The sequence below is a fragment of the Ottowia flava genome (genome assembly GCF_008017535.1).
Lineage (GTDB): Bacteria > Pseudomonadota > Gammaproteobacteria > Burkholderiales > Burkholderiaceae_C > Ottowia > Ottowia flava.
The window spans coordinates 94,526-113,109 of record NZ_VRUA01000011.1 but is presented as its reverse complement, the minus strand read 5'-3'; the positions used below and the strand labels follow the sequence as shown (position 1 = coordinate 113,109).

Sequence of the window (18,584 nt, the reverse complement as noted above, 5' to 3'; positions counted from 1 at the left end):
AAACAGGGTTAGATGAAGATTTTTCTTAGACAACGGTAAAAGTGGGGTCAGATCACGATTTTTGGTCCGCCCACCCGGGGTCACGCGACGCTCAAATCCGCCAGGTCGACATAAATCTCGCTCAGCGTGACATTAGCACCCAGGCATTCCAGCGTGAGCACGTCGCCCGGCGCGGTCAAGCGTTGGTGCTGCCAGCGGCCATCAGCGGCACGCTGATACAGGTCGGCTTGCAGGCTGTCCTGGCGCAGCAGCAGGTATTCGCGCAGGCTGGGCAGCAGGCGGTAGGCCAGCAGCTTTTCGCGCGTGTCGATGTGTTCGGTGCTGGGCGAAAGCACTTCGACAAGCAGGCAAGGGCGGCGCACGTAAAGCGGTTCGCGGTCGGTGGGGTCGCAGGCGAGCACCAAGTCGGGGTAATAGAACCAGCTGCCGCTGTCGTGGTCGATGCGCACCTTCATGTCGGCTGTGAACAGTTGGCACCCCTTGCGGCGGGCGTGGGGCAGCAGCAGGGCGCTGAGCGAGAGGGCCAGCAGGCCGTGCGCACGGCTGGCGCCGCCCATGGCGACGATCTGGCCGTCGAGGTATTCGTGCTTGACCTCGGCGCGCTGCTCAGCTTGGAGATAGTCGTCCACGCCAAGGCGTTCGAGCGGGTAGATGGCGGCGTTCATGGGCAGTCCTTCGAGGGCTAGGCCGTCAGTGTAGGCGGCGGCGGGCGTTTTGCCCCCGCCGGGCAGGGCCGAGGGCATGGGCACAATCCAGCCCATGTCCTTTGTTCCTCTGTGCGCACTGCTGGTGGCCCTGCCCTGGCTCTGGCCCTTCACCTCTGGCCCCGTGGCGGCTACGCTGCCGTATCTGGCGGGCGTGACGGTGGCGGCTGTGCTGCTGCTGGCGTGGCCGGCGCGGGCTTCGGGGCGAGATGCGCCCCTGCGCGCAGTGGCCGCGGGCTGGCTGGGGGCGGCGCTGGTCAGCGGTGGGATCGCGCTGCTGCAGTATTTCGATCTGGAGGGTCCGCTTTTCCCTTGGGTCAACATAGCCGAGCCGGGGCAGGCGTTCGGGAATCTGCGCCAGCCCAATCAATTGGCTTCTCTCCTGGTGATCGGGCTGTTGAGCTTGCGCTGGTGGTTGCGCAGGGGCCTGAGCAACCGGCTTGCGGCGGGCATGGCCGCGCTGCTGCTGACGGCGCTGGCGGCCACGGCCTCGCGCGTGGGTCTGGTGGAGTTTCTGGCAGCGGGGGCATTGAGCCTGTGTTGGGCAGCGCGCGGGCGCTGGCGCATGGCGGCGCTGGCGGTGCTGGGCGCGCTGGTGCTGTATGCACTGGCGGCCGTGGCGCTGCCGTGGGCGCTGCAGGCGAGCGAAGGTGCGGCGGGGCGTGATCTGATCGAAAGGCTGCGCAGCGCTGAATCCACCTGCGGGAGCCGCTTCATTCTCTATAGCAACGTGCTGCACCTGATCAGCCTGAAGCCGTGGATGGGCTGGGGCTGGGGCGAGCTGGCCTATGCACACTACATCACGCTGTACGACGGCCCGCGCTTTTGCCACATCCTCGACAACGCGCACAACCTGCCCCTGCATCTGGCGGTGGAGTTGGGCGTGCCGGTGGCGCTGGCGGTTTGCGGGCTGATTCTGTACCTGGTGTGGCGCGGGCGCCCTTGGGCTGAAACGGACCCGACGCGGCAGCTGGCCTGGGGGGTGTTGCTGGCGATCGGGCTGCACAGCCTGGTGGAATACCCGCTCTGGTACGGCCCGTTTCAGATCGCGGTTGGGTTATGCCTCTGGATGCTTTGGTCCACCAGACCGCAACGCACAAGCGCGAACAGCTATGTAAGCGATAGCAATATTGAGTTGAACGTAGCTTCAAGCGGTCGCTGGCAAAGGCTGCGCTGGGGCGTTGCCGCGGTCATGTTGGCGGCCGTCGCCTACGTTGGCTGGGATTACCACCGCATCAGCCAGATCTACCTGCCGTACGAAGAGCGCTCGCCCTGGTACCGCGATGACGCCATGGGCCACGCCAAGCAATCGTGGCTGTTTGCCGGTGCGGTGCGTTTCGCCGAAGTCACCACCCGCCCGGCCACGCGGGACAACGCCGAATGGATGCTGCCCGAGGCGCTGCGTGCGCTCCATTTTTCGCCCGAAACGCGGGTGATCACCAAGGTGATCGAAAGCGCGACCCTTTTGGGCCGGGACGACGTGGCGCTGGCGCACCTGGCGCGGTTCAAGGCGGCATTTCCCGCGCAGTACCGCGAATGGACGGCCGAGAACCGCCGCCTGACCGAAGGCGCGCGCGTCTGGCGCGAAGAGGCAGCCGGGGCGTCGGCAGCCTCTCAGTGAGTGGTTGAGCCCGTTTGGGCGGGCTGCGTGAAGACCAACGACGGCAAGGCGTCGGCTTGAGGTCAAATCACGCTGTAGCGCTTGCTGGTTGTGCGCAGGCAGCTATTGAATTGGGAGTGTCAGCGGGGCGCTGCTACAAAGCTGCCCGATTTGCCGCCGTGCTTTTCCAGCAGGCGCACGCCGGTCATCACCATGCCGCGGTCGGCGGCCTTGCACATGTCGTAGACGGTGAGCAGCGCCACCTGCACGGCGGTCAAGGCTTCCATTTCGACGCCGGTGGGGCCGGTGGTTTCCACGGTCGCGGTGCAGTGCACGGCGGCCGGGTGGTCGGCGTCCGCGGCCGCCGTCTGCAGCTCCAGCGCCACGCGCGTCAGGGCCAGCGGGTGGCACAGGGGAATCAGGTCGCTCGTTTTCTTGGCGGCCATGATGCCGGCCAGCCGCGCAACGCCCAGCACATCGCCCTTCCTGGCCGTGCCCGACTCGATCAGCGCCAGCGTGGCGGGCAGCATCTCGATGCGCCCCGTGGCCACGGCCACACGCCGGGTGGCCACCTTGTCGCCCACGTCGACCATGTGGGCTTGGCCCTGGGCGTCGAAATGGGTGAGGGGTGAAGTGCTGCTCATCGAAACATCCAATGGAAGGCGTGCGGGAACGCTGGGGTGCAATCCGGCATCATACGGGCCACTGTCTTGACCAGGCCTGCGACCCGTATGAGGGGTCGGCAGGCCCGCTGCCTGTGCAACCTTTGACTTTCCGGTTTGTAAGCCGCTTGACGTTGACTGCCGCCACATCGGGGGCGTTGCTTTGCGCGGCCCCTGCGGTGCAGGCGCAGGCTGCCAGTCGACCCGCCCCAGCGCCCTCCGCACTGCCCTCCCTCGGCGACGCCGGCCAGATCACCGCGCTGGAAGAGCGCAAGCTGGGCGACGAGATCGCGCGCGAGCTGTACCGCGACCCGGACTATATGGACGACCCGATCATTGGCGAATACGTCGACGGCTTGTGGCGCCAGTTGCTGGCGGGCGCGCGGGCGCGCGGCGAGCTGTCGCCCGAGCTGGAAGAGCGTTTCGCCTGGGAGGTGCTGCTGGGGCGCGACCGCAGCATCAACGCCTTCGCGCTGCCGGGCGGTTATTTCGGGCTGCATGCGGGGCTGGTGGGTGCCGTGGCGTCGCGGGACGAACTGGCGTCGGTGCTGGCGCACGAGATCACCCACATCACCCAGCGCCACATTGCGCGCCTGCTCAGCCAGCAGAGCCGCCAGGGCCCGATGATGATGGCGGCGCTGATCCTGGGCGCCATTGCGGCCAGCAAGAACCCGCAGGCGGGCATGGCGATCGCGGTGGGCGGCCAGGCGGCAGTGATCCAGCAGCAGCTGAATTTCTCGCGCGACATGGAGCGCGAGGCCGACCGCATCGGCTTCGGCATCCTCAGCCAGGCCGGTTTTGCGCCCAGCGGTTTCGTCAGCATGTTCGAAAAGCTGCAGTCCGCCTCGCGCATCAACGACAACGGCGATTGGCCCTACCTGCGCAGCCACCCGCTGACCACGCAGCGCATTGGCGACATGCAGCAGCGCCAGCAAGCGCAACCGCGCGGCCCGGCGCCAGCGCCAGACTACGAGGCGCTGTTGCTCGCCGGGCGCGCGCGCGTGCTGGGCCGCCCCGGCGTGGATGTGCTGCGCGCCTGGGCGTCCGAACCCACGCAGGCCCGCTTCGACAGCCAGCCGCTGCCGCGCCGCGCGGGCGTTTTGTACGCCGCCGCCATGGCGCAGGCGGATCTGCGCGATCTGCCCAGGGCGCAGGCGCTGGCGGCCCAACTGGCCCAGGCCATGGCGGGCGATGCGCGTGGGCTGCGCCAGGCGCGGCTGCTGCAGGCCGAGTTGGCACTGCGAGCCGGCGAGCCCGCCAAGGCGCTGGAATGGCTGCCCGCGGCCGGGTCGGCGGCGCGCCAAGTCACGCCGGGAAGCGGGGATGCCGCGCCGAGCGCACTGGCGCAGGGCCAAGGCGGGCGCGCCAGCCTGCTGATGCGCGCGCAGGCGCTGACGGCCACGCAGCGCGGGGCGGAGGCGGCGTCGGCGCTGCAGACCTGGGTCAGCGACCACCCGCGCGACGCCGGTGCCTGGCAGGCGCTGGCCACCGCGTACGACGCGCAAGGCCAGACGCTGCGTGCCTTGCGTGCGCAGGGCGAAGTGGCGATGGCGCACATGGACTACGCCGGCGCGGTGGACCGCTGGCGCGCCGCGCAGGATTTTTCACGCAAGCCGGCGGCCGGTGGCGCCGACCTGATCGAGGCGAGCATCGTCGACAGCCGGCTGCGCCTGGCGCAGGCGGCCTTGCGACAGCAGCGCGAGGACGAACTGAAGCGGCGCTGAGCGCTCGCACGGCATCGGCCAAACCTGGTGCGGCGCCGATGGGTGTGCGGCATAAAAAAACCGCTCGAAGAGCGGTTTCTCAGACGGCTGAGAATGTAAATAAAAATCGGCTTTAGCCCTACAGCCATCAGCGCAAGCAGCTATCTATTGAGTAGCAATAGGGCTGCCGCAACGGCGAACTTCAAGCCCGCTCCAGCACCGCATCGATCACCACGCCCAGCGCCGAGTAGATCAGCGAGCCCAGCAGCGCCGCCCAGAAGCCGTTGACGTGAAAGCCGCCGATCAGGCCAGACGCGGCCCAGAACATCAGCGCGTTGATCACGAACAAAAACAGCCCGAGCGTGAGCAGCGTGATCGGGATCGTGAGGATCACCAGAATCGGCCGCACCAGCATGTTCAGCAGGCCAATGATGGCGGCAGCGAACATCGCCGTGCCGAAGCTGGCCACCGAGACGCCGCCGTAGATGTAGGCCACGCCCAGCAGCGCCGCGGCCGAGAGCAGCCATTTGAGCAGGAGTTTCAGCATGTCGGTCCGTTCGTTGGCGCCGGGTGCGGGCCGGCGGGTGAGACAAACCGTGGGGCCAGCGCGGCCCCACGGAAAAGGTCACTTCATCTTAACGGAACCGGCCTTTCGCCTCAGCCGGCGGTGCCGTCGCTGTCGCCACTGACCGCCGCCGGCTTGCGCCGCGTGGCCAGCCAGGCGGTGCCCAGCACACCGGCGATACACACGGCGGCCACCGCCCAGCGCAGCGCGGTTTCGGGCGCTTCGCGGGTGCCGAACCACGGGTTGAGCACCGGCTCGTTGGTGATCATCGACGCGGCCGTCCAGGCCAGCACGGCGGCACCGATGTAGATGATGGCGGGGAAGCGGTCCACCAGTTTCAGCACCATGGTCGAGCCGAACACCACGATCGGCACGCTGATCAAGAGGCCCAGCACCACCAGGTCCATCGCGCCGTGCGCGGCACCGGCCACGCCCAGCACGTTGTCGATGCCCATCAGCGCGTCGGCCACGACGATGGTCTTCATCGCGCCCATGAAGGTGGTGGCACCCGGCCCGTGGTCGCCATCGTCACCGCCCTGGTCGGCGATCAGCTTGTAGGCGATCCACAGCAGGCCCAAACCGCCGACCAGCATCAGGCCGGGGATCTTGAGCAGCCACACCACGATCAGCGTCATCAGCGTGCGCACGGCGATGGCGCCGACGGTTCCCCAGACGATGGCCTTCTTTTGCAGGTGTTTGGGCAGGTTGCGCGCGGCCAGGGCGATGACGATGGCGTTGTCGCCGGCCAGCACCAGGTCGATCAGTATGATGGCCATCAGCGCGGACCACCAGGCGGGGGAGAGAAATTCCATGAACAGGCTCCGATTGACTTTCGATGCGCGACAGGCTTGCCGCGGCACAGGGCGCCGCAGGCAAAGATGATCGCATCAAGGAATGTCACCCGTCCACACAGCGGCGCGCCGAGACGCGCGTGAGGCAGGGAAAACAGGCAAGACCCGGACTTCGACCACCCATGCCGTGCGGCAGGGCTTGATCGAAGGTCTTGCTCGGCCACGGCCTGCGCACACGAGCGGCAGGCGGGACCCGGCGGGCCGGAAGCCGTGTGGGGCGCAAGCCCCGGCTTCGTATTGACGACCCGTCGAAACCGCGGTGGCGTGCCAGCAGGTACTGCGTTGCGCCACCGAGGCAGGGAGCTACTCCCCTTCGGAACCGCGCATTATTTCATTACTTGCTTGATTTTGGCAAGCGCGGGCGGTTGGCGGCGCTGCCCGGCAAGGGCGGCGGGGCCTTCTCGGGCGCTTGGCAGGCGCTCGCTGCGGGGACTTCAGGCCCAGTCTGCGCGCCCGAGGGGTGGCGAGGATGTGTGGGTCGCCGGCGAGGATGTGCCGGGCGCCACGTCAGCCCGCGTCATGAAGCATCGGGCAATGTGGTGGCCGCGCTGCGTTCGCGTGCCCGCTCGGCGTAGCGGGTAAAGCGCCAGGCCGTCTGCGCCTGCGTGATGCGCCGCCACACCGCGCGCTTGGCCCAGGGCGTCATCGACAGCCAGTGCCGCACTTCGTCCTCGGTCCGTCCACAGCCCTTGCAGACCGCGTCGCCCTGGTTGGTCGAGCAGATCGCGATGCACGGCGTGTCGGGCGTGGTGGCGTACCAGGCCAGCCAGGCAGCGCGCGCGTCGTCGGTCAGCGCCGCCACGGCCACCGTGTCGCGCCGCTCGACCACCATGCGCGCGTACACCTCGGCCAGTGCCGCCACGGCCGGCGCCAGCGCAGCACCCGCCAGCGCAGGTTCGCGCGCGCGCCAGTGGTTGATGGCGCTTTCCAGATCGACGATGTGCAGGGCATCCATGGGCGCAATCATGGTAGCGCGCGAGGCGATGCCCCCGACGCGGGCGGGGCCGCTGCGGCAGCTGGGTGTTGCTGCCCGGCAGGCACGGCAAGGGCGCTGCGCGCACATGGGCGTTCGCGTGGCAAGATGGGCCGATGCGGGTCCTTGATTGCTCCTTTTTCAGTAGCTGGTTGCGCATATGGATGTAAGGCCAGACGCCAGTTTGGCCAGCAAGTCCGGCGCACCCCGCCGCTGGCGCCTGTGGCTTGCCCTCAGCCTGCTGGCCAACGCCGCGCTGGCTGTGTGGCTGTGGCGCGCGCAGCCGCCGGCGCCGCTGCCGCCGCCGACGGAGGTGGGACGCGCGGTGGTGCTGCGCACACCGGGCGGCAAGCTGGAGGTGTCGGAGCTGCGGCAGACCGAGAGCTTCGAGGTCTCGCGCGACCACGACGTGCTGGGCGTGCCGATGGGCAGCACGTTTTCGCGCGTGCGGGTGCCGGCGCACTACCGCTACCACGTCGAGCTGGCGCCTGAATGGCGGGTGCGCGTGCTGCCCGATGGCGGCGTGCGCGTGGTGGCGCCGCGCGTGAAGCCCTCGCTGCCGGTGGCGATCGACACGGCGCAGATCCAGGCCGAATCGCGCGGGCTGTGGTCGCTGTTCACCGGCCCCGCGCAGGTGCAGGCGCTGGAGCGCTCCATCACCGCGCAGCTGGCGCGCAAGGCCGCCACCGCGCCAATGCTGGAGCGCCAGCGCGAAGCGGCGCGCAAGACGGTGGCCGAGTTCGTCACCAAATGGCTGATGACGCAGAGCGCGTGGCGCCCGCACGCCGGTCAGCCGGTGCAGGTGCTGTTTGCCGACGAGCCGATCGAGGCGCTGGACGCGGCCTGCGGCAGCCAGCCGGACTGTGTGGCGCAGTGGATGAACACGACGGGGCTGTGACGCGGGCGGTGCGCGTTGGCTGCGATTTTAGGGTCAAATCGTATTCTGGGCCTACAACCATAAGCGCTGGCAGCTATCGAATCAGGAGCAAAATAGGCATGTGGGCGAAGGCACCTGACGGGCCGCGAAGCGCTTCACGGCGCCCCGCGCAGCACTGGGTAGGGGTTCAGCACTTCGCCCTTCCACCATTCCTTCTGGGCGTTCAGCTTGTTGATCGCAAAGTGCAGGTGCGGTGCGTCCGCGCTGGCGTTGCCGGTGGCGCCAACGTAGCCGATCACGTCGCCGCGGCGCACCGTCTGGCCTTCCTTCAGGCCATCGGCGTAGCGTTCGAGGTGGGCGTAGTAATACGCGTACTGCTCGCCCGGGTCGAACTGGTAGACGGTGATGCCGCCTCCGCCGTGGCTGAAGAACAGCTTGGCGATGCGCCCGTCCTCCACGGCCAGCACCGGCGTGCCGCTGGCGGCCATGATGTCGATGGCGTCGTGCCGCCGGGCGCCGCCGGCGCGCGCCTGGGTGAAGGTGTCGCTCAGCTGCGCCCGCGCCACGCCCTGCACCGGCACGGTGAGCTGGCGCGCGCGCAGGCGGGCCGTGTCCTCGGGCAGCGGGTCGATCGGTGCCGCGCCGTCGCTCGGGCTGGCCGCCGCGCTGGCAGGCGCCTGCGCGACCGGGACGATGGTGTTGGGTGGCGCTGCGGAAGCCTGAGGCGCGACCGGCTCCACCGGGTGGGAGGCGGGCGGGGCTGGCATGTCAGCGGCGGCCATCTCACCGCTGGACGGGCTAGCCGTTGACGAAGGCTCGGTCGGCGGCGGTGAGGACGGGCCAGCCGCAGAAGCCACTGGCGGAGGTTCGGGCGCCGGGACCGACGCCGGCGCTGGCGTGGGCGGCGCCGCGGGCTCGGCATGGCGCAAGGCATAGCTGCCCGCCAGCGTCAGGCCGACCAGCACCACGCCCCAGCCCAGCGCCTGCCACGGGCCGGTGGCGCGCGGGTGGCGTGGGGGGCGGTTCACCCTGCGTGCCGCAGCGTGCTGCGCGGGGTGGCGGCGTTCACGCGCGCACGTCCACCTGCGCGCCGACCTTGACCACCTTGGCCAGGCGCTCCGCGTCCCAATTGGTCAGGTGGATGCAGCCGTTGGACTCATCGTGGCCCACGCGCGATGGCTCCGGCGTGCCGTGGATGCCCCAGTGCGGCTTGGTCAGCCCCAGCCAGATCGTGCCCACCGGGTTGTTGGGGCCGGGCGGAATCTCGGCCTTGGCGGCGTTCTTGGGCGCGGTTTTCAGAATGGCGGGGTTGTAGGTGTAACTGGGCATCTCGACCGCGTTCTTGATGGCCATCTTGCCCACCGGCAGCGGGTCGCGCGCCTCGTTGCCCATGCTGATCGGAAAGCCCGCGGCGGGCTTGCCGTCGCCGTCCAGCACGAACAGCACGTGCTCGGCCTTGTCGATCTCCAGCCGCTGGCTGGCGCGGGTCGGCGCCTTGCTGTCGAGCACGTTGGGCACCACGATCTCGGCGCCCGCAGCCAGCTTGACGCCCGGGTTGAGCTGCTGCAGAAAGGCCGGCGCCACGTGAAAGCGCTCGGCCAATGCCTCGCTCAGCGAGGCGTAGGGCAGCGCCTTCAGTTCGGCGCGCGCGGCCATGCTGGTGGGCGTCTTGGCGAACGGACCGGCGGCGTCTTTCTCGGTGATGGTATAGCGCGTGAGCAGCGGTGCCGAGTCGGCTTCGCGCAGCGCCTTCCAGGTGGCCTCGTCCACGGTGCCGGTCTCCTTCAGGCCGTTGGCGCCCTGGTAGGCGCGCACCATGCGCTGCAGGTTGCGCCCGAAGGCACCGTCGATCTCGCCGGGCGAGAACCAGACGCGGTCGAACAGGATCTGGGCCCGCGCAGTGGCGGCGCCCTTGCTGCCCATCTTCAGCAGCGGTGCATCGCTGGCGGCATTGAACGGATCGAACGCCAGACTGGCGCTCGGTGCGGCGGGGCTGCGGGCCCAGAGGGGCAAGGGCAGGGCGGCAGCGCCCAGGCTGGCCAGAGCCAGACGGCGGGTAAGGGGCATGCGGATAGCGTTCAAAGTTCACACAAGCTTCAGTCTGCCCTGAAGCGGTGGCGTGCGCTGTAGGAGCCGCCCGCAATCGGCGCGTTGGACGGCGGTCCGCCGCCGCTCGGCCCGTCAAGCTGCGCGCGCTCCAGGCAAAAACGGCCCGTACCGCGCAGTGCGGTACGGGCCGTTGGGGGTGCGGTGCCCGGCCTTCGGCTGGCGCACGCCGCAGGGCGTCCCAGGTGGGGGTTACTTCTTGGTCACCACGCGCACCATGTCCAGGCAGCGGTTGGAGTAACCCCATTCGTTGTCGTACCAGCTCACCAGCTTCACGAAACTGTTGTCCAGGGCGATGCCGGCATCGACGTCGAAGATCGACGAGCGGGCGTCGCCGCGGAAGTCGGTGGCGACGACCTTGTCTTCGGTGTAGCCCAGGATGCCCTTCATCTTGCCTTCGCTCTGGGCCTTCATCTCGGCACAGATCTCGGCGTAGGTGGCGGGCTTTTCCAGCTCGACCGTCAGGTCGACCACCGACACGTCGGAGGTCGGCACGCGGAAGCTCATGCCCGTCAGCTTGCCCTTCAGGTCGGGCAGCACCACGCCCACGGCCTTGGCCGCGCCGGTGCTCGACGGGATGATGTTCTCCAGGATGCCGCGGCCGCCGCGCCAGTCCTTGTTGCTCGGGCCGTCCACGGTCTTCTGCGTGGCGGTAGCGGCGTGCACGGTGGTCATCAGGCCGCGCTTGATGCCCCACTTGTCATGCAGCACCTTGGCGATCGGCGCCAGGCAGTTGGTGGTGCAGCTGGCGTTGGAGATGATCGGCTCGCCCGCGTACTTGGCGCAGTTCACGCCGTGCACGAACATCGGGGTGTCGTCCTTGGACGGGGCCGACATGATCACCTTCTTGGCGCCGGCGTCGATGTGCTTTTGCGCGGTTTCCTTGGTCAGGAAGAGGCCTGTGGATTCGATCACCACCTCGGCACCGACCTCGCCCCATTTCAGGTTGGCGGGGTCCTTCTCGGCCGTCAGGCGGATCTTCTTGCCGTTGACCACCAGCGTGTTGCCCTCCACGGCGATGTCGCCCTTGAACTGGCCGTGCACGCTGTCGTACTTGAGCATGTAGGCCAGGTAGTCGGGCTCAAGCAGGTCGTTGATGCCGACGACTTCGATGTCCTTGAAGTTGGCCACGGCGGCGCGGAACACCATGCGCCCGATGCGGCCGAAGCCGTTGATGCCGATCTTGATGGTCATGTCATTTCCTTTTTGCTAGTGTATTCATAGCTGTCAGCGCAGGTGGTCGTAGCGCTACAGCCCTATTTGGCTTAAATTTTCAGCGGCGCTTGCGCAGCACGGCCTGCACCGTCTGCGCGACGTTCTCGGGCGTGAAGCCGAAGAACTCGAACAGTTGCGGCGCCGGGGCCGACTCGCCAAAGCGGTCGATGCCGACCACGGCGGCGCAGCCGTACTTCCACCAGCCATCGGTCACGCCCATTTCCACCGCGATGCGCGGCAGGCCGGCGGGCAGCACGGCTTTCTTGTACTTCTCGTCCTGGCGGTCGAAAGCCGTGTTGCTCGGCATCGAGACTACGCGGACAGCTATCTTTTGCGAAGCAAGCAGTTCTTGCGCCTTGAGCGCCAGCTGCACTTCGGAGCCGGTGGCAATGATCACCGCCTGCGTCTTGCTGCGCAGGCCCAGGTCGGCCGGCTCGCTCAGCACGTAGGCACCGCGGCTGATGTCGCCCAGGTCGCGCTTGGGCGCGTAAGGCAGGTTCTGGCGACTCAGCAGCAGGGCGGTGGGGCGCTCGCGGCTTTCCAGGGCGACGGCCCAGGCGATGGCGGTTTCGGCCGTGTCGGCGGGGCGCCAGACGTCCAGGCCGGGGATCAGGCGCAGGCTGGCGGCGTGTTCCACGCTCTGGTGCGTGGGGCCGTCTTCGCCCAGGCCGATGCTGTCGTGCGTGAACACGTGGATCACGCGCTGTTTCATCAACGCCGCCATGCGGATGGCGTTGCGGCTGTAGTCGCTGAAGGTCAGGAAGGTGCCGCCGTACGGGATGTAGCCACCATGCAGCGCGATGCCATTCATGATCGCGGCCATGCCAAATTCGCGCACGCCGTAGTTGATGTGAAAGCGCGCCGAAATGGCCGGCGCGGCGGCGCGCGCATCGACCGCGGGCAGGGGGGCCGCACCGCTGTTGCCGGCCTCGTCTTCCTGGCCCAGGCCGTTGGTGGCGCGCTCCAGCTGCGTGGCGCGCTCGGGCTTGGACTCGGGCAGGACCACGCTGCCGTCGTCGTTGAAGCGCAGCGGCGTGGTGAACGAGGTGTTCGTCAGGTTGGAGCCGGTCAGGTCCGCGCTGCCGCCGATCAGCTCGGGCAGGTCGGCGGTGAAGGCTTCCAGCGCGATCTGGCTGGCCTTGCGGCTGGCCACGGTTTCGCCTTTTTCGTGGGCGCGCACGGCGGCGTCGACCGCCACCTGGGCGAAGTTCTTGGGCAGCTCACCCGCCATGCGGCGCAGGAAGTCGGCGGCCAGCGCCGGGTGGGCTTTGGCATAGGCGGCAAAGCGCCGGTCCCAGCTTTGCTCGGCCTGCGCGCCAGCGGCCTTGGCGTCCCAGTCGGCATAGACCGTGTCGGGGATCTCGAACGGGCCGTAGGGCCAGCCCAGCGCTTCGCGCGTCAGGGCAATCTCGGTGGCGCCCAGCGGCTCGCCGTGGGCCTTGGCCGTGTCCTGGCGGTTGGGGCTGCCCTTGCCGATGTGGGTCTTGCAGATGATCAGCGTGGGGCGGTCGCCGCTTTGTTTGGCCTGGCCGATGGCGCGGTCCACCGCGTCCACGTCGTGGCCGTCGATGGGGCCGATCACGTCCCACTGGTAGGACTCGAAGCGCTGTGCCACGTTGTCGACAAACCAGGGTGCTACCTTGCCGTCAATGCTGATGCCGTTGTCGTCGTACAGGGCGATCAGCTTGTTCAATTTCCAGGCGCCGGCCAGCGAACAGGCTTCGTGGCTGATGCCTTCCATCAGGCAGCCGTCGCCCAGGAACACGTAGGTGTGGTGGTCGACGATGGCGTGGCCGGGTTGGTTGAATTCGGCCGCCAGCAGCTTCTCGGCCAGCGCCATGCCCACCGCGTTGGTGATGCCCTGGCCCAACGGGCCGGTGGTGGTCTCGACGCCGGGAGTGATGCCCCATTCCGGGTGGCCCGCGGTCTTGCTGTGCAGCTGACGGAAGCTCTTCAGCTCCTGCATCGGCAGGTCGTAGCCGCTCAGGTGCAGCAGCGCGTACAGCAGCATCGAGCCGTGGCCGTTGGACAGCACGAAGCGGTCACGGTCTGCCCAGTGCGGATTGACGGGGTTGTGCTTGAGGTGACGGCCCCACAGCGCCACGGCCATGTCGGCCATGCCCATGGGAGCGCCGGGGTGACCGGAATTGGCTTGCTGGACAGCGTCCATCGCGAGGGCGCGGATGGCGTTGGCCATGAGGGTAGGAGTGGGCATGGCGAAAGCGGGGCGGGTAGGCGAAAACCCCTGATTTTATCGGCCCCGCCCGTACCGTCAGCTGACGCGGGCCGATGCCCTGCGGGCGGCGCCGTCAGCGGCCCAGCACGGCCGCGGCCACCGTCAGCACGCCGAGCGCCAGGTTGAGCATGACCAGCCGGCGGATGCGGTCCAGCGTCTGCCCCGCCAGCGGCCATGCGCTGGCCGCGCAATGCTGGCGCAGGCGCGGCAGCAGGCGCCCGTGGATGAAGGCGTAGACGACCGCCATGACCAGGCCAATCGTCAGCATGGCGTGCCAGCCCCAGGGCGCGTGCGCCATGCCGGTCTGCGCCAGCATGGCCAGCCCGGTCAACAGCACCATCGGTACTGCCACCGCCATGGCCCGCAGAAAGCGCGTCAGCGCCGCCGCCATCAGCGGCAGCCGCTGTGGCGGCGCCAGTGTGTGCACGGCGGCCGTGCGCAGGCAGAAGTGCGCGAAGAACATGCCACCGACCCAGGCCATGGCCGCCAGCAGATGGAGCAGAAGCAGAACGGATCGCCACATGGTCGGTGCAGGGGTCGGTGAAAGGATGGGACGGGCGTGGCGTGGAAAATGCGGCCACCTTTCCATACTACAGTTGCGCCCATGCATGGCCTGATCTGCCCCGTGGGCGCGCCCCGCCGCCTTTTGCCCCTGCGATGCGCCACCGCCGTGGAGGCTGGCGCGTGAGGCTGCACGGTGCCCCCGCGGCCGAGCCCGCGGGTCGGGTTCGCGCGCTGATCCTGGCCGCTGGCCGCGGCGAGCGCATGCGCCCGCTGACCGACAGCTGTCCCAAGCCCTTGCTGCGCGTGCGCGGCCGGCCGCTGCTGCAGTGGTGGGTGGACGCGCTGGCGCGCGGCGGCGTGCACGACATCGTCGTCAACACCGCCTGGTTGGGGGAGCAGATTGAGGGTTATTTCTCGGTCCAGCCCTACGGGGTATTGCGCGAACAGCTATCAAATGTAGAGCAAAAAGATGTACTCACAAGCGTGCGCTGCTCGCATGAAGGGCGCGATTTCGGCTATGCGCTGGAAACGGCCGGCGGCATCGTGCGTGCGCTGCCCTGGCTGGCGCCGCAGCCGCAGGACGTGTTCTGGGTCGTGGCGGGCGATATCTTTGCGCCCGACTTTGTGATCAGCGACGAAGCCGTGCAGCGGTTTGCCGACAGTGGCCGCCTGGCCCACCTGTGGCTGGTGCCGAACCCGCCGCACAACCTGAAGGGCGACTTCGCCATCGCGCCGGACGGCCTGGCGCTGAACGATGCGCCCGACGGCGCCGTGCGCCACACCTTCAGCACCGTGGGGCTGTACCGGCGCGCGCTGTTTGAGGCGCCCTGGTGCGACATCATCGACGGCAACCCGCAGGGCACGGCCGCGCCGCTGGCGCCTCTGCTGCGCCGCGCGATCGGCGCCGGCCAGGTGAGCGCCGAGCTCTACACCGGCGCCTGGACGGACGTGGGCACGCCCGAGCGTCTGGCGCAGCTCAACGCATCGGACTGACCCTGCCCGCACGCTGCGCAGGGGCCATCAGTTGGCGGGTTTGGTGTCGCCCAGCCAGTCGAGCAGCGAGAGCAGGCGCGGCTGCGTGCCGATCTCAAAGCCCTTCAGGCCGATGGCGCCCAGCGCCTTGCCGCCCGCTTCGGTTTGCGACAGTGCAACCAGTTCAACGCCGAGCTGCTGCACCTGCTGCGGCGTGACGCGGCTGCCGGCGATCAGCGGCAGGTACGGCTGCGGCGTGCTGGTGTGGATCACGCGCAGCTTTTCCTTCTTGAGCTTGCCCGCCACGCCGGAATACGAGGCGATGCCGCCCACGTGCGACAGCCCATTCTGGATGGCGAACGGAATCGCGCCCTGCTCGCGCACGTAGGTCACTTCTTCGGGGTTCACGCCCATCTTGCGGTCGCGCATCTCGGCCAGGCAGAACTTGGTCATGTAGGCCACGCGCTCGGGCATGATCACGCGCTTGTCTTTCAGGTCGTCCAGCGTCTTGAACGGGCTGTCTTCCTTGACGATCAGCAGGCAGTGGCCGTCGGGCTGGGTGGTGGTCACGGCGCTGAAGCCGTAGTCGCGCACGCCGCGTGCCGGGTAGTCGCTGGGCCGCGCCAGCACCATGTCGAACCTGCCCGCCTTCATGCCTTCTTCGAGCAGGCGGAAGTCGCGCACGTAGCGCACATTCACCTTCTGGGCCAGCACGCGCTCCATCACCTCGATCATCGGCTTGTATTTGATGGCCATCTGCTCGTCGGTCACCGCCGAGCCACCGCCCGACGTGCCTTCGCTGACGGCAAACAGCAAATCGGCGCGCGCGGCCGGCAGCAGCCCGCCCATCGTGGCCAAGGCCAGCACAAAGCCAGGACGGATCAGACAGAAAGGCAGCTGCATCGGGAATCCTGTAGGAAAAAGCGGGACTATTTCACAAAATTGTGACGAAATATACAACGTTGTGCCTAAATTCACATGGACGCCGGCGACTTGACGTTGGTGAGAAGATGCGGGCATGACGCTTGCCTCTTCCCCGCCTGCTCAAGCACCCTCTTACGCGGACCGCCGCGCCCGCCTGGCTGCACAACTCGGCCCCGATGCCATCGCCATCGTCCCCACCGCGCCGGTGCAGCAGCGCAACCGCGACAGCGATTTCCCCTACCGCGCCGACAGCTACTTTCATTACCTGACCGGCTTTGCTGAGCCCAACGCCTGGCTGGTGCTGACCGGCGACGGCCGCAGCACGCTGTTCTGTCAGCCGAAAGACCTGGAGCGCGAGATCTGGGACGGCATCCGCCTGGGCCCTGAGGCCGCACCCGCCGCGCTGGGCGTGGACGAAGCGTTTTCGGTTGACGAACTGGCCACGCGCCTGCCCCAGCTGCTGGAAAACAAGGCAGTCGTCTGGTACCCGTTTGCCACGCACCCGGGGCTGGAAACGCGCATCGACGGCTGGCTGAACAAGGTCCGCGCCCGTGTGCGCTACGGCGCGTTGGCGCCCGACACCCAACGCGACCTGTGCGCGCTGCTGGACGAAATGCGCCTGGTGAAAGATGCGTATGAGCAGGATGTGATGCGCCGCGCCTCGCAGATCAGCGCGCGCGCCCACGTGCGCGCCATGCAGCGCAGCGCTGCCATGCTGCGCGCCGCGCAGGACGTGCGCGAGTACCACCTCGACGCCGAGCTGCTGCACGAATTCCGCGAGCACGGGTCGCAATTTCCCGCCTACACCAGCATCGTCGCGGCCGGTGCCAACGCCTGCGTGCTGCACTACCGCGCCGACGTCGCGCCCATCCGCGATGGCGAGCTGGTGCTGATCGACGCGGGCTGCGAACTCGACGGCTACGCCAGCGACATCACGCGCACATTCCCTGCCAACGGCCGCTTCACCGGCCCGCAGCGCCAGCTGTACGAGCTGGTGCTGGCCAGCCAGGACGCCGCCGTCGCTGCCACCCGCGCCGGCGCGCGCTTCAACGACCCGCACGACGCCACGGTGCGCGTGTTGACACAGGGCTTGCTGGACTTGGGGCTGATCGACAAGGCCAAGCACCCGACGCTGGATGACGCCATCGCCGCGCGGGGCTATTTCCCGTACTACATGCACCGCACCAGCCACTGGTTGGGCATGGACGTGCACGACTGCGGCAGCTACGTGGAGCCCAGCGAAGTCGGCCAGATCAGCGAGCGCAAGGACCCGCTCTCCGGCGAGCTGATCAAGGACCGCCCCAGCCGCATCCTGCGCCCCGGCATGGTGCTGACGATCGAGCCCGGCCTGTACGTGCGCCCGGCCGACAACGTGCCCGAAGCCTTCTGGAACATCGGCATCCGCATCGAAGACGACGCGGTGGTCACCGACACCGGCTGCGAGCTGATCACGCGCGGCGTGCCGGTCGCGCCCGATGAGATCGAAGCGCTGATGCGCGGATGAGCGGCCGCCCGGCCGCGCGCCTGCGCTCCGTCAACGTCGGGCGCACCGCGAAACTGTCCGTCGCAGGTGGCCGCACGGTGCTGAGCGGCATCCGCAAGCAAGCCGTGACCGGGCCGGTCGCCGCACAGCCGCTGGGCCTGGCTGGCGATGAACAGGCCGACCTCAGCATCCACGGCGGTCTGACCAAGGCGGTGTACGCCTACCCGGCAGAGCACCTGCCCTTCTGGCAGGCCGAGCGTCGGGATCGCGGCGTCAGCCTGTTCGACGAGCCGTTGCCGCCCGGCTTCATGGGCGAGAACCTCACGCTGGAAGGCCTGCTGGAGTCCGACGTGTGGGTGGGCGACACGCTGCGCTTCGATGGCTCGGCGTGCGTGCTGCGCGTCACGGCGCCGCGCGAGCCCTGCGGCAAATTCACTGCCGTGATGGGTTTCGCGCAGGCCGCCCAGGTCATGGTGCGCACGGCGCGCTGTGGGTTTTACCTGGCGGTGGACACGCCGGGGGAGCTGTGCGCGGGCATGGCGATCCGCGTCGAGCCGGGCAGCCGCGGCTTGTCGATCCCGGACGCCATCCACGCCAAATGGGCGCGGCATCGCAACGGATAGCCAAAACTGCCCCTGGCGCTGATGCAGAAAGCGCTGACAGCTATGGTTTTGGTAGTTTCTGGTGCACGATGTGTCGGTGCGGCGGTGTGCACGGGCCGAAGAAGGCGTTTCAGTCTTGAAGTGGCGCCAGGTAAGCGCGAGCAGCTCCTGAAATAGAAGCATTGGTGCCCGGTCGCAGGGGCCGCGCGTTGGGCCCCGTCCGCCAGGCGTCGGGCCAAGGTCGCCGCGTGCTGGCTGGATTCGGTCGGCGCGCTCCGCCGGAGCGCAGGTGCCGCGCCGGCGAACCTCAACGCAAAGTACGCGCGCAGGTGCGGCTGCGCGCGGGTACTGAAGTTTAATCCAAAAGATATATTAAATGTGCGATTAGCCCACTAAAACTGTTCCTTATGACTTACTACATAGGGTTTCCACCGCATAATGAAGTATTAAATCGAACTATTGAGGAAGCGGGATGGATAGGAGAGGGGCTCTGGCGCCATGGCGTGCGCTGGCAACTGGGAGTACCAGGAATGCGGCGGTGGCCGCCGTGGCGGGCTGGTGCCTGCTGGGGGCAACTGCACAGGCGGCGGCGCAGTCAGCAGACCTT

General features: G+C 68.3%; 17 protein-coding genes. 6 read left to right on the top strand and 11 right to left on the bottom strand.

Features of this window, described 5'->3' with window-relative positions; genetic code table 11:
• Positions 1-80 precede the first annotated feature (80 nt).
• Positions 81-761, bottom strand: a complete 681-nt coding sequence (locus tag FVQ98_RS12455; protein WP_255507761.1) for a Uma2 family endonuclease — start codon at positions 759-761, stop codon at positions 81-83.
• Between FVQ98_RS12455 and FVQ98_RS12450 the strand changes: the two genes are divergently transcribed.
• Positions 760-2,325 carry a PglL family O-oligosaccharyltransferase gene (locus FVQ98_RS12450; RefSeq protein ID WP_147913766.1) on the top strand — a complete coding sequence of 522 codons (1,566 nt, stop codon included), beginning with the start codon at positions 760-762 and terminating at the stop codon, positions 2,323-2,325. The genes FVQ98_RS12455 and FVQ98_RS12450 overlap by 2 nt on opposite strands.
• 119 nt (positions 2,326-2,444) lie before the next feature.
• Here the strand turns inward: FVQ98_RS12450 and moaC are convergent, their stop codons facing one another.
• Positions 2,445-2,948, bottom strand: coding sequence for a cyclic pyranopterin monophosphate synthase MoaC (gene moaC, locus FVQ98_RS12445; protein ID WP_147913765.1), 504 nt, complete (start codon positions 2,946-2,948; stop codon positions 2,445-2,447).
• A 146-nt stretch (positions 2,949-3,094) separates the two neighbouring features.
• Here moaC and FVQ98_RS12440 point away from each other — a divergent pair, with 146 nt between their 5' ends.
• Complete coding sequence (locus FVQ98_RS12440) at positions 3,095-4,690, top strand: M48 family metalloprotease (RefSeq protein WP_255507760.1); 1,596 nt, start codon at positions 3,095-3,097, stop codon at positions 4,688-4,690.
• A 181-nt stretch (positions 4,691-4,871) separates the two neighbouring features.
• Here the strand turns inward: FVQ98_RS12440 and FVQ98_RS12435 are convergent, their stop codons facing one another.
• The 3 genes from FVQ98_RS12435 to FVQ98_RS12425 form a co-directional block, all read right to left on the bottom strand.
• Positions 4,872-5,216 (bottom strand): phage holin family protein, encoded by a 345-nt coding sequence (locus FVQ98_RS12435; protein ID WP_370512955.1) that lies wholly within the window; start codon positions 5,214-5,216, stop codon positions 4,872-4,874.
• 110 nt (positions 5,217-5,326) lie between these two features.
• A complete protein-coding gene (locus FVQ98_RS12430; RefSeq protein WP_147913763.1) occupies positions 5,327-6,046 on the bottom strand; it encodes a TerC family protein in 720 nt (239 codons plus the stop codon).
• 556 nt (positions 6,047-6,602) lie between these two features.
• On the bottom strand, positions 6,603-7,040 hold the full coding sequence (locus tag FVQ98_RS12425; protein WP_147913762.1) for a DUF3717 domain-containing protein: 438 nt from the start codon (positions 7,038-7,040) through the stop codon (positions 6,603-6,605).
• 178 nt (positions 7,041-7,218) lie between these two features.
• On the opposite strand from FVQ98_RS12425, the gene FVQ98_RS12420 reads away from it, so the two are divergent.
• A complete protein-coding gene (locus FVQ98_RS12420; RefSeq protein WP_147913761.1) occupies positions 7,219-7,956 on the top strand; it encodes a DUF4230 domain-containing protein in 738 nt (245 codons plus the stop codon).
• A 134-nt stretch (positions 7,957-8,090) separates the two neighbouring features.
• Here FVQ98_RS12420 and FVQ98_RS12415 read toward each other — a convergent pair whose 3' ends face one another.
• The 5 genes from FVQ98_RS12415 to FVQ98_RS12395 all read right to left on the bottom strand — a co-directional run bounded on the left by FVQ98_RS12415 (position 8,091) and on the right by FVQ98_RS12395 (position 14,015).
• A complete protein-coding gene (locus FVQ98_RS12415; protein WP_255507759.1) occupies positions 8,091-8,963 on the bottom strand; it encodes a M23 family metallopeptidase in 873 nt (290 codons plus the stop codon).
• Between the two features lie 37 nt (positions 8,964-9,000).
• Positions 9,001-10,002: a L,D-transpeptidase family protein gene (locus FVQ98_RS12410; protein ID WP_222707602.1), complete on the bottom strand. Its 1,002-nt coding sequence runs from the start codon at positions 10,000-10,002 to the stop codon at positions 9,001-9,003.
• Between the two features lie 231 nt (positions 10,003-10,233).
• A complete protein-coding gene (gene gap, locus FVQ98_RS12405) occupies positions 10,234-11,235 on the bottom strand; it encodes a type I glyceraldehyde-3-phosphate dehydrogenase (protein WP_147913760.1) in 1,002 nt (333 codons plus the stop codon).
• A gap of 79 nt (positions 11,236-11,314) precedes the next feature.
• Complete coding sequence (locus FVQ98_RS12400; protein ID WP_147913759.1) at positions 11,315-13,471, bottom strand: transketolase family protein; 2,157 nt, start codon at positions 13,469-13,471, stop codon at positions 11,315-11,317.
• Positions 13,472-13,565: 94 nt separating this feature from the next.
• A complete protein-coding gene (locus tag FVQ98_RS12395) occupies positions 13,566-14,015 on the bottom strand; it encodes a CopD family protein (RefSeq protein WP_147913758.1) in 450 nt (149 codons plus the stop codon).
• 242 nt (positions 14,016-14,257) lie between these two features.
• Between FVQ98_RS12395 and FVQ98_RS12390 the strand changes: the two genes are divergently transcribed.
• Positions 14,258-14,989, top strand: coding sequence for a nucleotidyltransferase family protein (locus FVQ98_RS12390; protein WP_370512957.1), 732 nt, complete (start codon positions 14,258-14,260; stop codon positions 14,987-14,989).
• A 27-nt stretch (positions 14,990-15,016) separates the two neighbouring features.
• Here FVQ98_RS12390 and FVQ98_RS12385 read toward each other — a convergent pair whose 3' ends face one another.
• Positions 15,017-15,871, bottom strand: coding sequence for a phosphate/phosphite/phosphonate ABC transporter substrate-binding protein (locus tag FVQ98_RS12385; RefSeq protein WP_187265721.1), 855 nt, complete (start codon positions 15,869-15,871; stop codon positions 15,017-15,019).
• Between the two features lie 115 nt (positions 15,872-15,986).
• On the opposite strand from FVQ98_RS12385, the gene FVQ98_RS12380 reads away from it, so the two are divergent.
• Both FVQ98_RS12380 and FVQ98_RS12375 read left to right on the top strand, forming a co-directional pair.
• Entirely contained in the window at positions 15,987-17,396 is a 1,410-nt protein-coding gene (locus FVQ98_RS12380) for an aminopeptidase P N-terminal domain-containing protein (protein ID WP_147913755.1), read from the top strand.
• Entirely contained in the window at positions 17,393-17,998 is a 606-nt protein-coding gene (locus FVQ98_RS12375; RefSeq protein WP_147913754.1) for an MOSC domain-containing protein, read from the top strand. The genes FVQ98_RS12380 and FVQ98_RS12375 overlap by 4 nt, the downstream gene beginning before the upstream one ends.
• Positions 17,999-18,584 lie beyond the last annotated feature (586 nt).

Excerpts from the sequence above, each read along its gene's own strand:
- moaC (WP_147913765.1), bottom strand. The coding sequence starts at position 2,948 with ATGAGCAGCACTTCACCCCTCACCCATTTCGACGCCCAGGGCCAAGCC.
- FVQ98_RS12430 (WP_147913763.1), bottom strand. The coding sequence starts at position 6,046 with ATGGAATTTCTCTCCCCCGCCTGGTGGTCCGCGCTGATGGCCATCATA.
- FVQ98_RS12435 (WP_370512955.1), bottom strand. The coding sequence starts at position 5,216 with ATGCTGAAACTCCTGCTCAAATGGCTGCTCTCGGCCGCGGCGCTGCTG.
- FVQ98_RS12410 (WP_222707602.1), bottom strand. The coding sequence starts at position 10,002 with ATGCCCCTTACCCGCCGTCTGGCTCTGGCCAGCCTGGGCGCTGCCGCC.
- FVQ98_RS12455 (WP_255507761.1), bottom strand. The coding sequence starts at position 761 with ATGGGCTGGATTGTGCCCATGCCCTCGGCCCTGCCCGGCGGGGGCAAA.
- FVQ98_RS12425 (WP_147913762.1), bottom strand. The coding sequence starts at position 7,040 with ATGGATGCCCTGCACATCGTCGATCTGGAAAGCGCCATCAACCACTGG.
- FVQ98_RS12420 (WP_147913761.1), top strand. The coding sequence starts at position 7,219 with ATGGATGTAAGGCCAGACGCCAGTTTGGCCAGCAAGTCCGGCGCACCC.
- FVQ98_RS12380 (WP_147913755.1), top strand. The coding sequence starts at position 15,987 with ATGACGCTTGCCTCTTCCCCGCCTGCTCAAGCACCCTCTTACGCGGAC.
- FVQ98_RS12400 (WP_147913759.1), bottom strand. The coding sequence starts at position 13,471 with ATGCCCACTCCTACCCTCATGGCCAACGCCATCCGCGCCCTCGCGATG.
- FVQ98_RS12395 (WP_147913758.1), bottom strand. The coding sequence starts at position 14,015 with ATGTGGCGATCCGTTCTGCTTCTGCTCCATCTGCTGGCGGCCATGGCC.
- FVQ98_RS12450 (WP_147913766.1), top strand. The coding sequence starts at position 760 with ATGTCCTTTGTTCCTCTGTGCGCACTGCTGGTGGCCCTGCCCTGGCTC.
- FVQ98_RS12385 (WP_187265721.1), bottom strand. The coding sequence starts at position 15,871 with ATGCAGCTGCCTTTCTGTCTGATCCGTCCTGGCTTTGTGCTGGCCTTG.
- FVQ98_RS12375 (WP_147913754.1), top strand. The coding sequence starts at position 17,393 with ATGAGCGGCCGCCCGGCCGCGCGCCTGCGCTCCGTCAACGTCGGGCGC.
- FVQ98_RS12390 (WP_370512957.1), top strand. The coding sequence starts at position 14,258 with ATGCGCCCGCTGACCGACAGCTGTCCCAAGCCCTTGCTGCGCGTGCGC.
- gap (WP_147913760.1), bottom strand. The coding sequence starts at position 11,235 with ATGACCATCAAGATCGGCATCAACGGCTTCGGCCGCATCGGGCGCATG.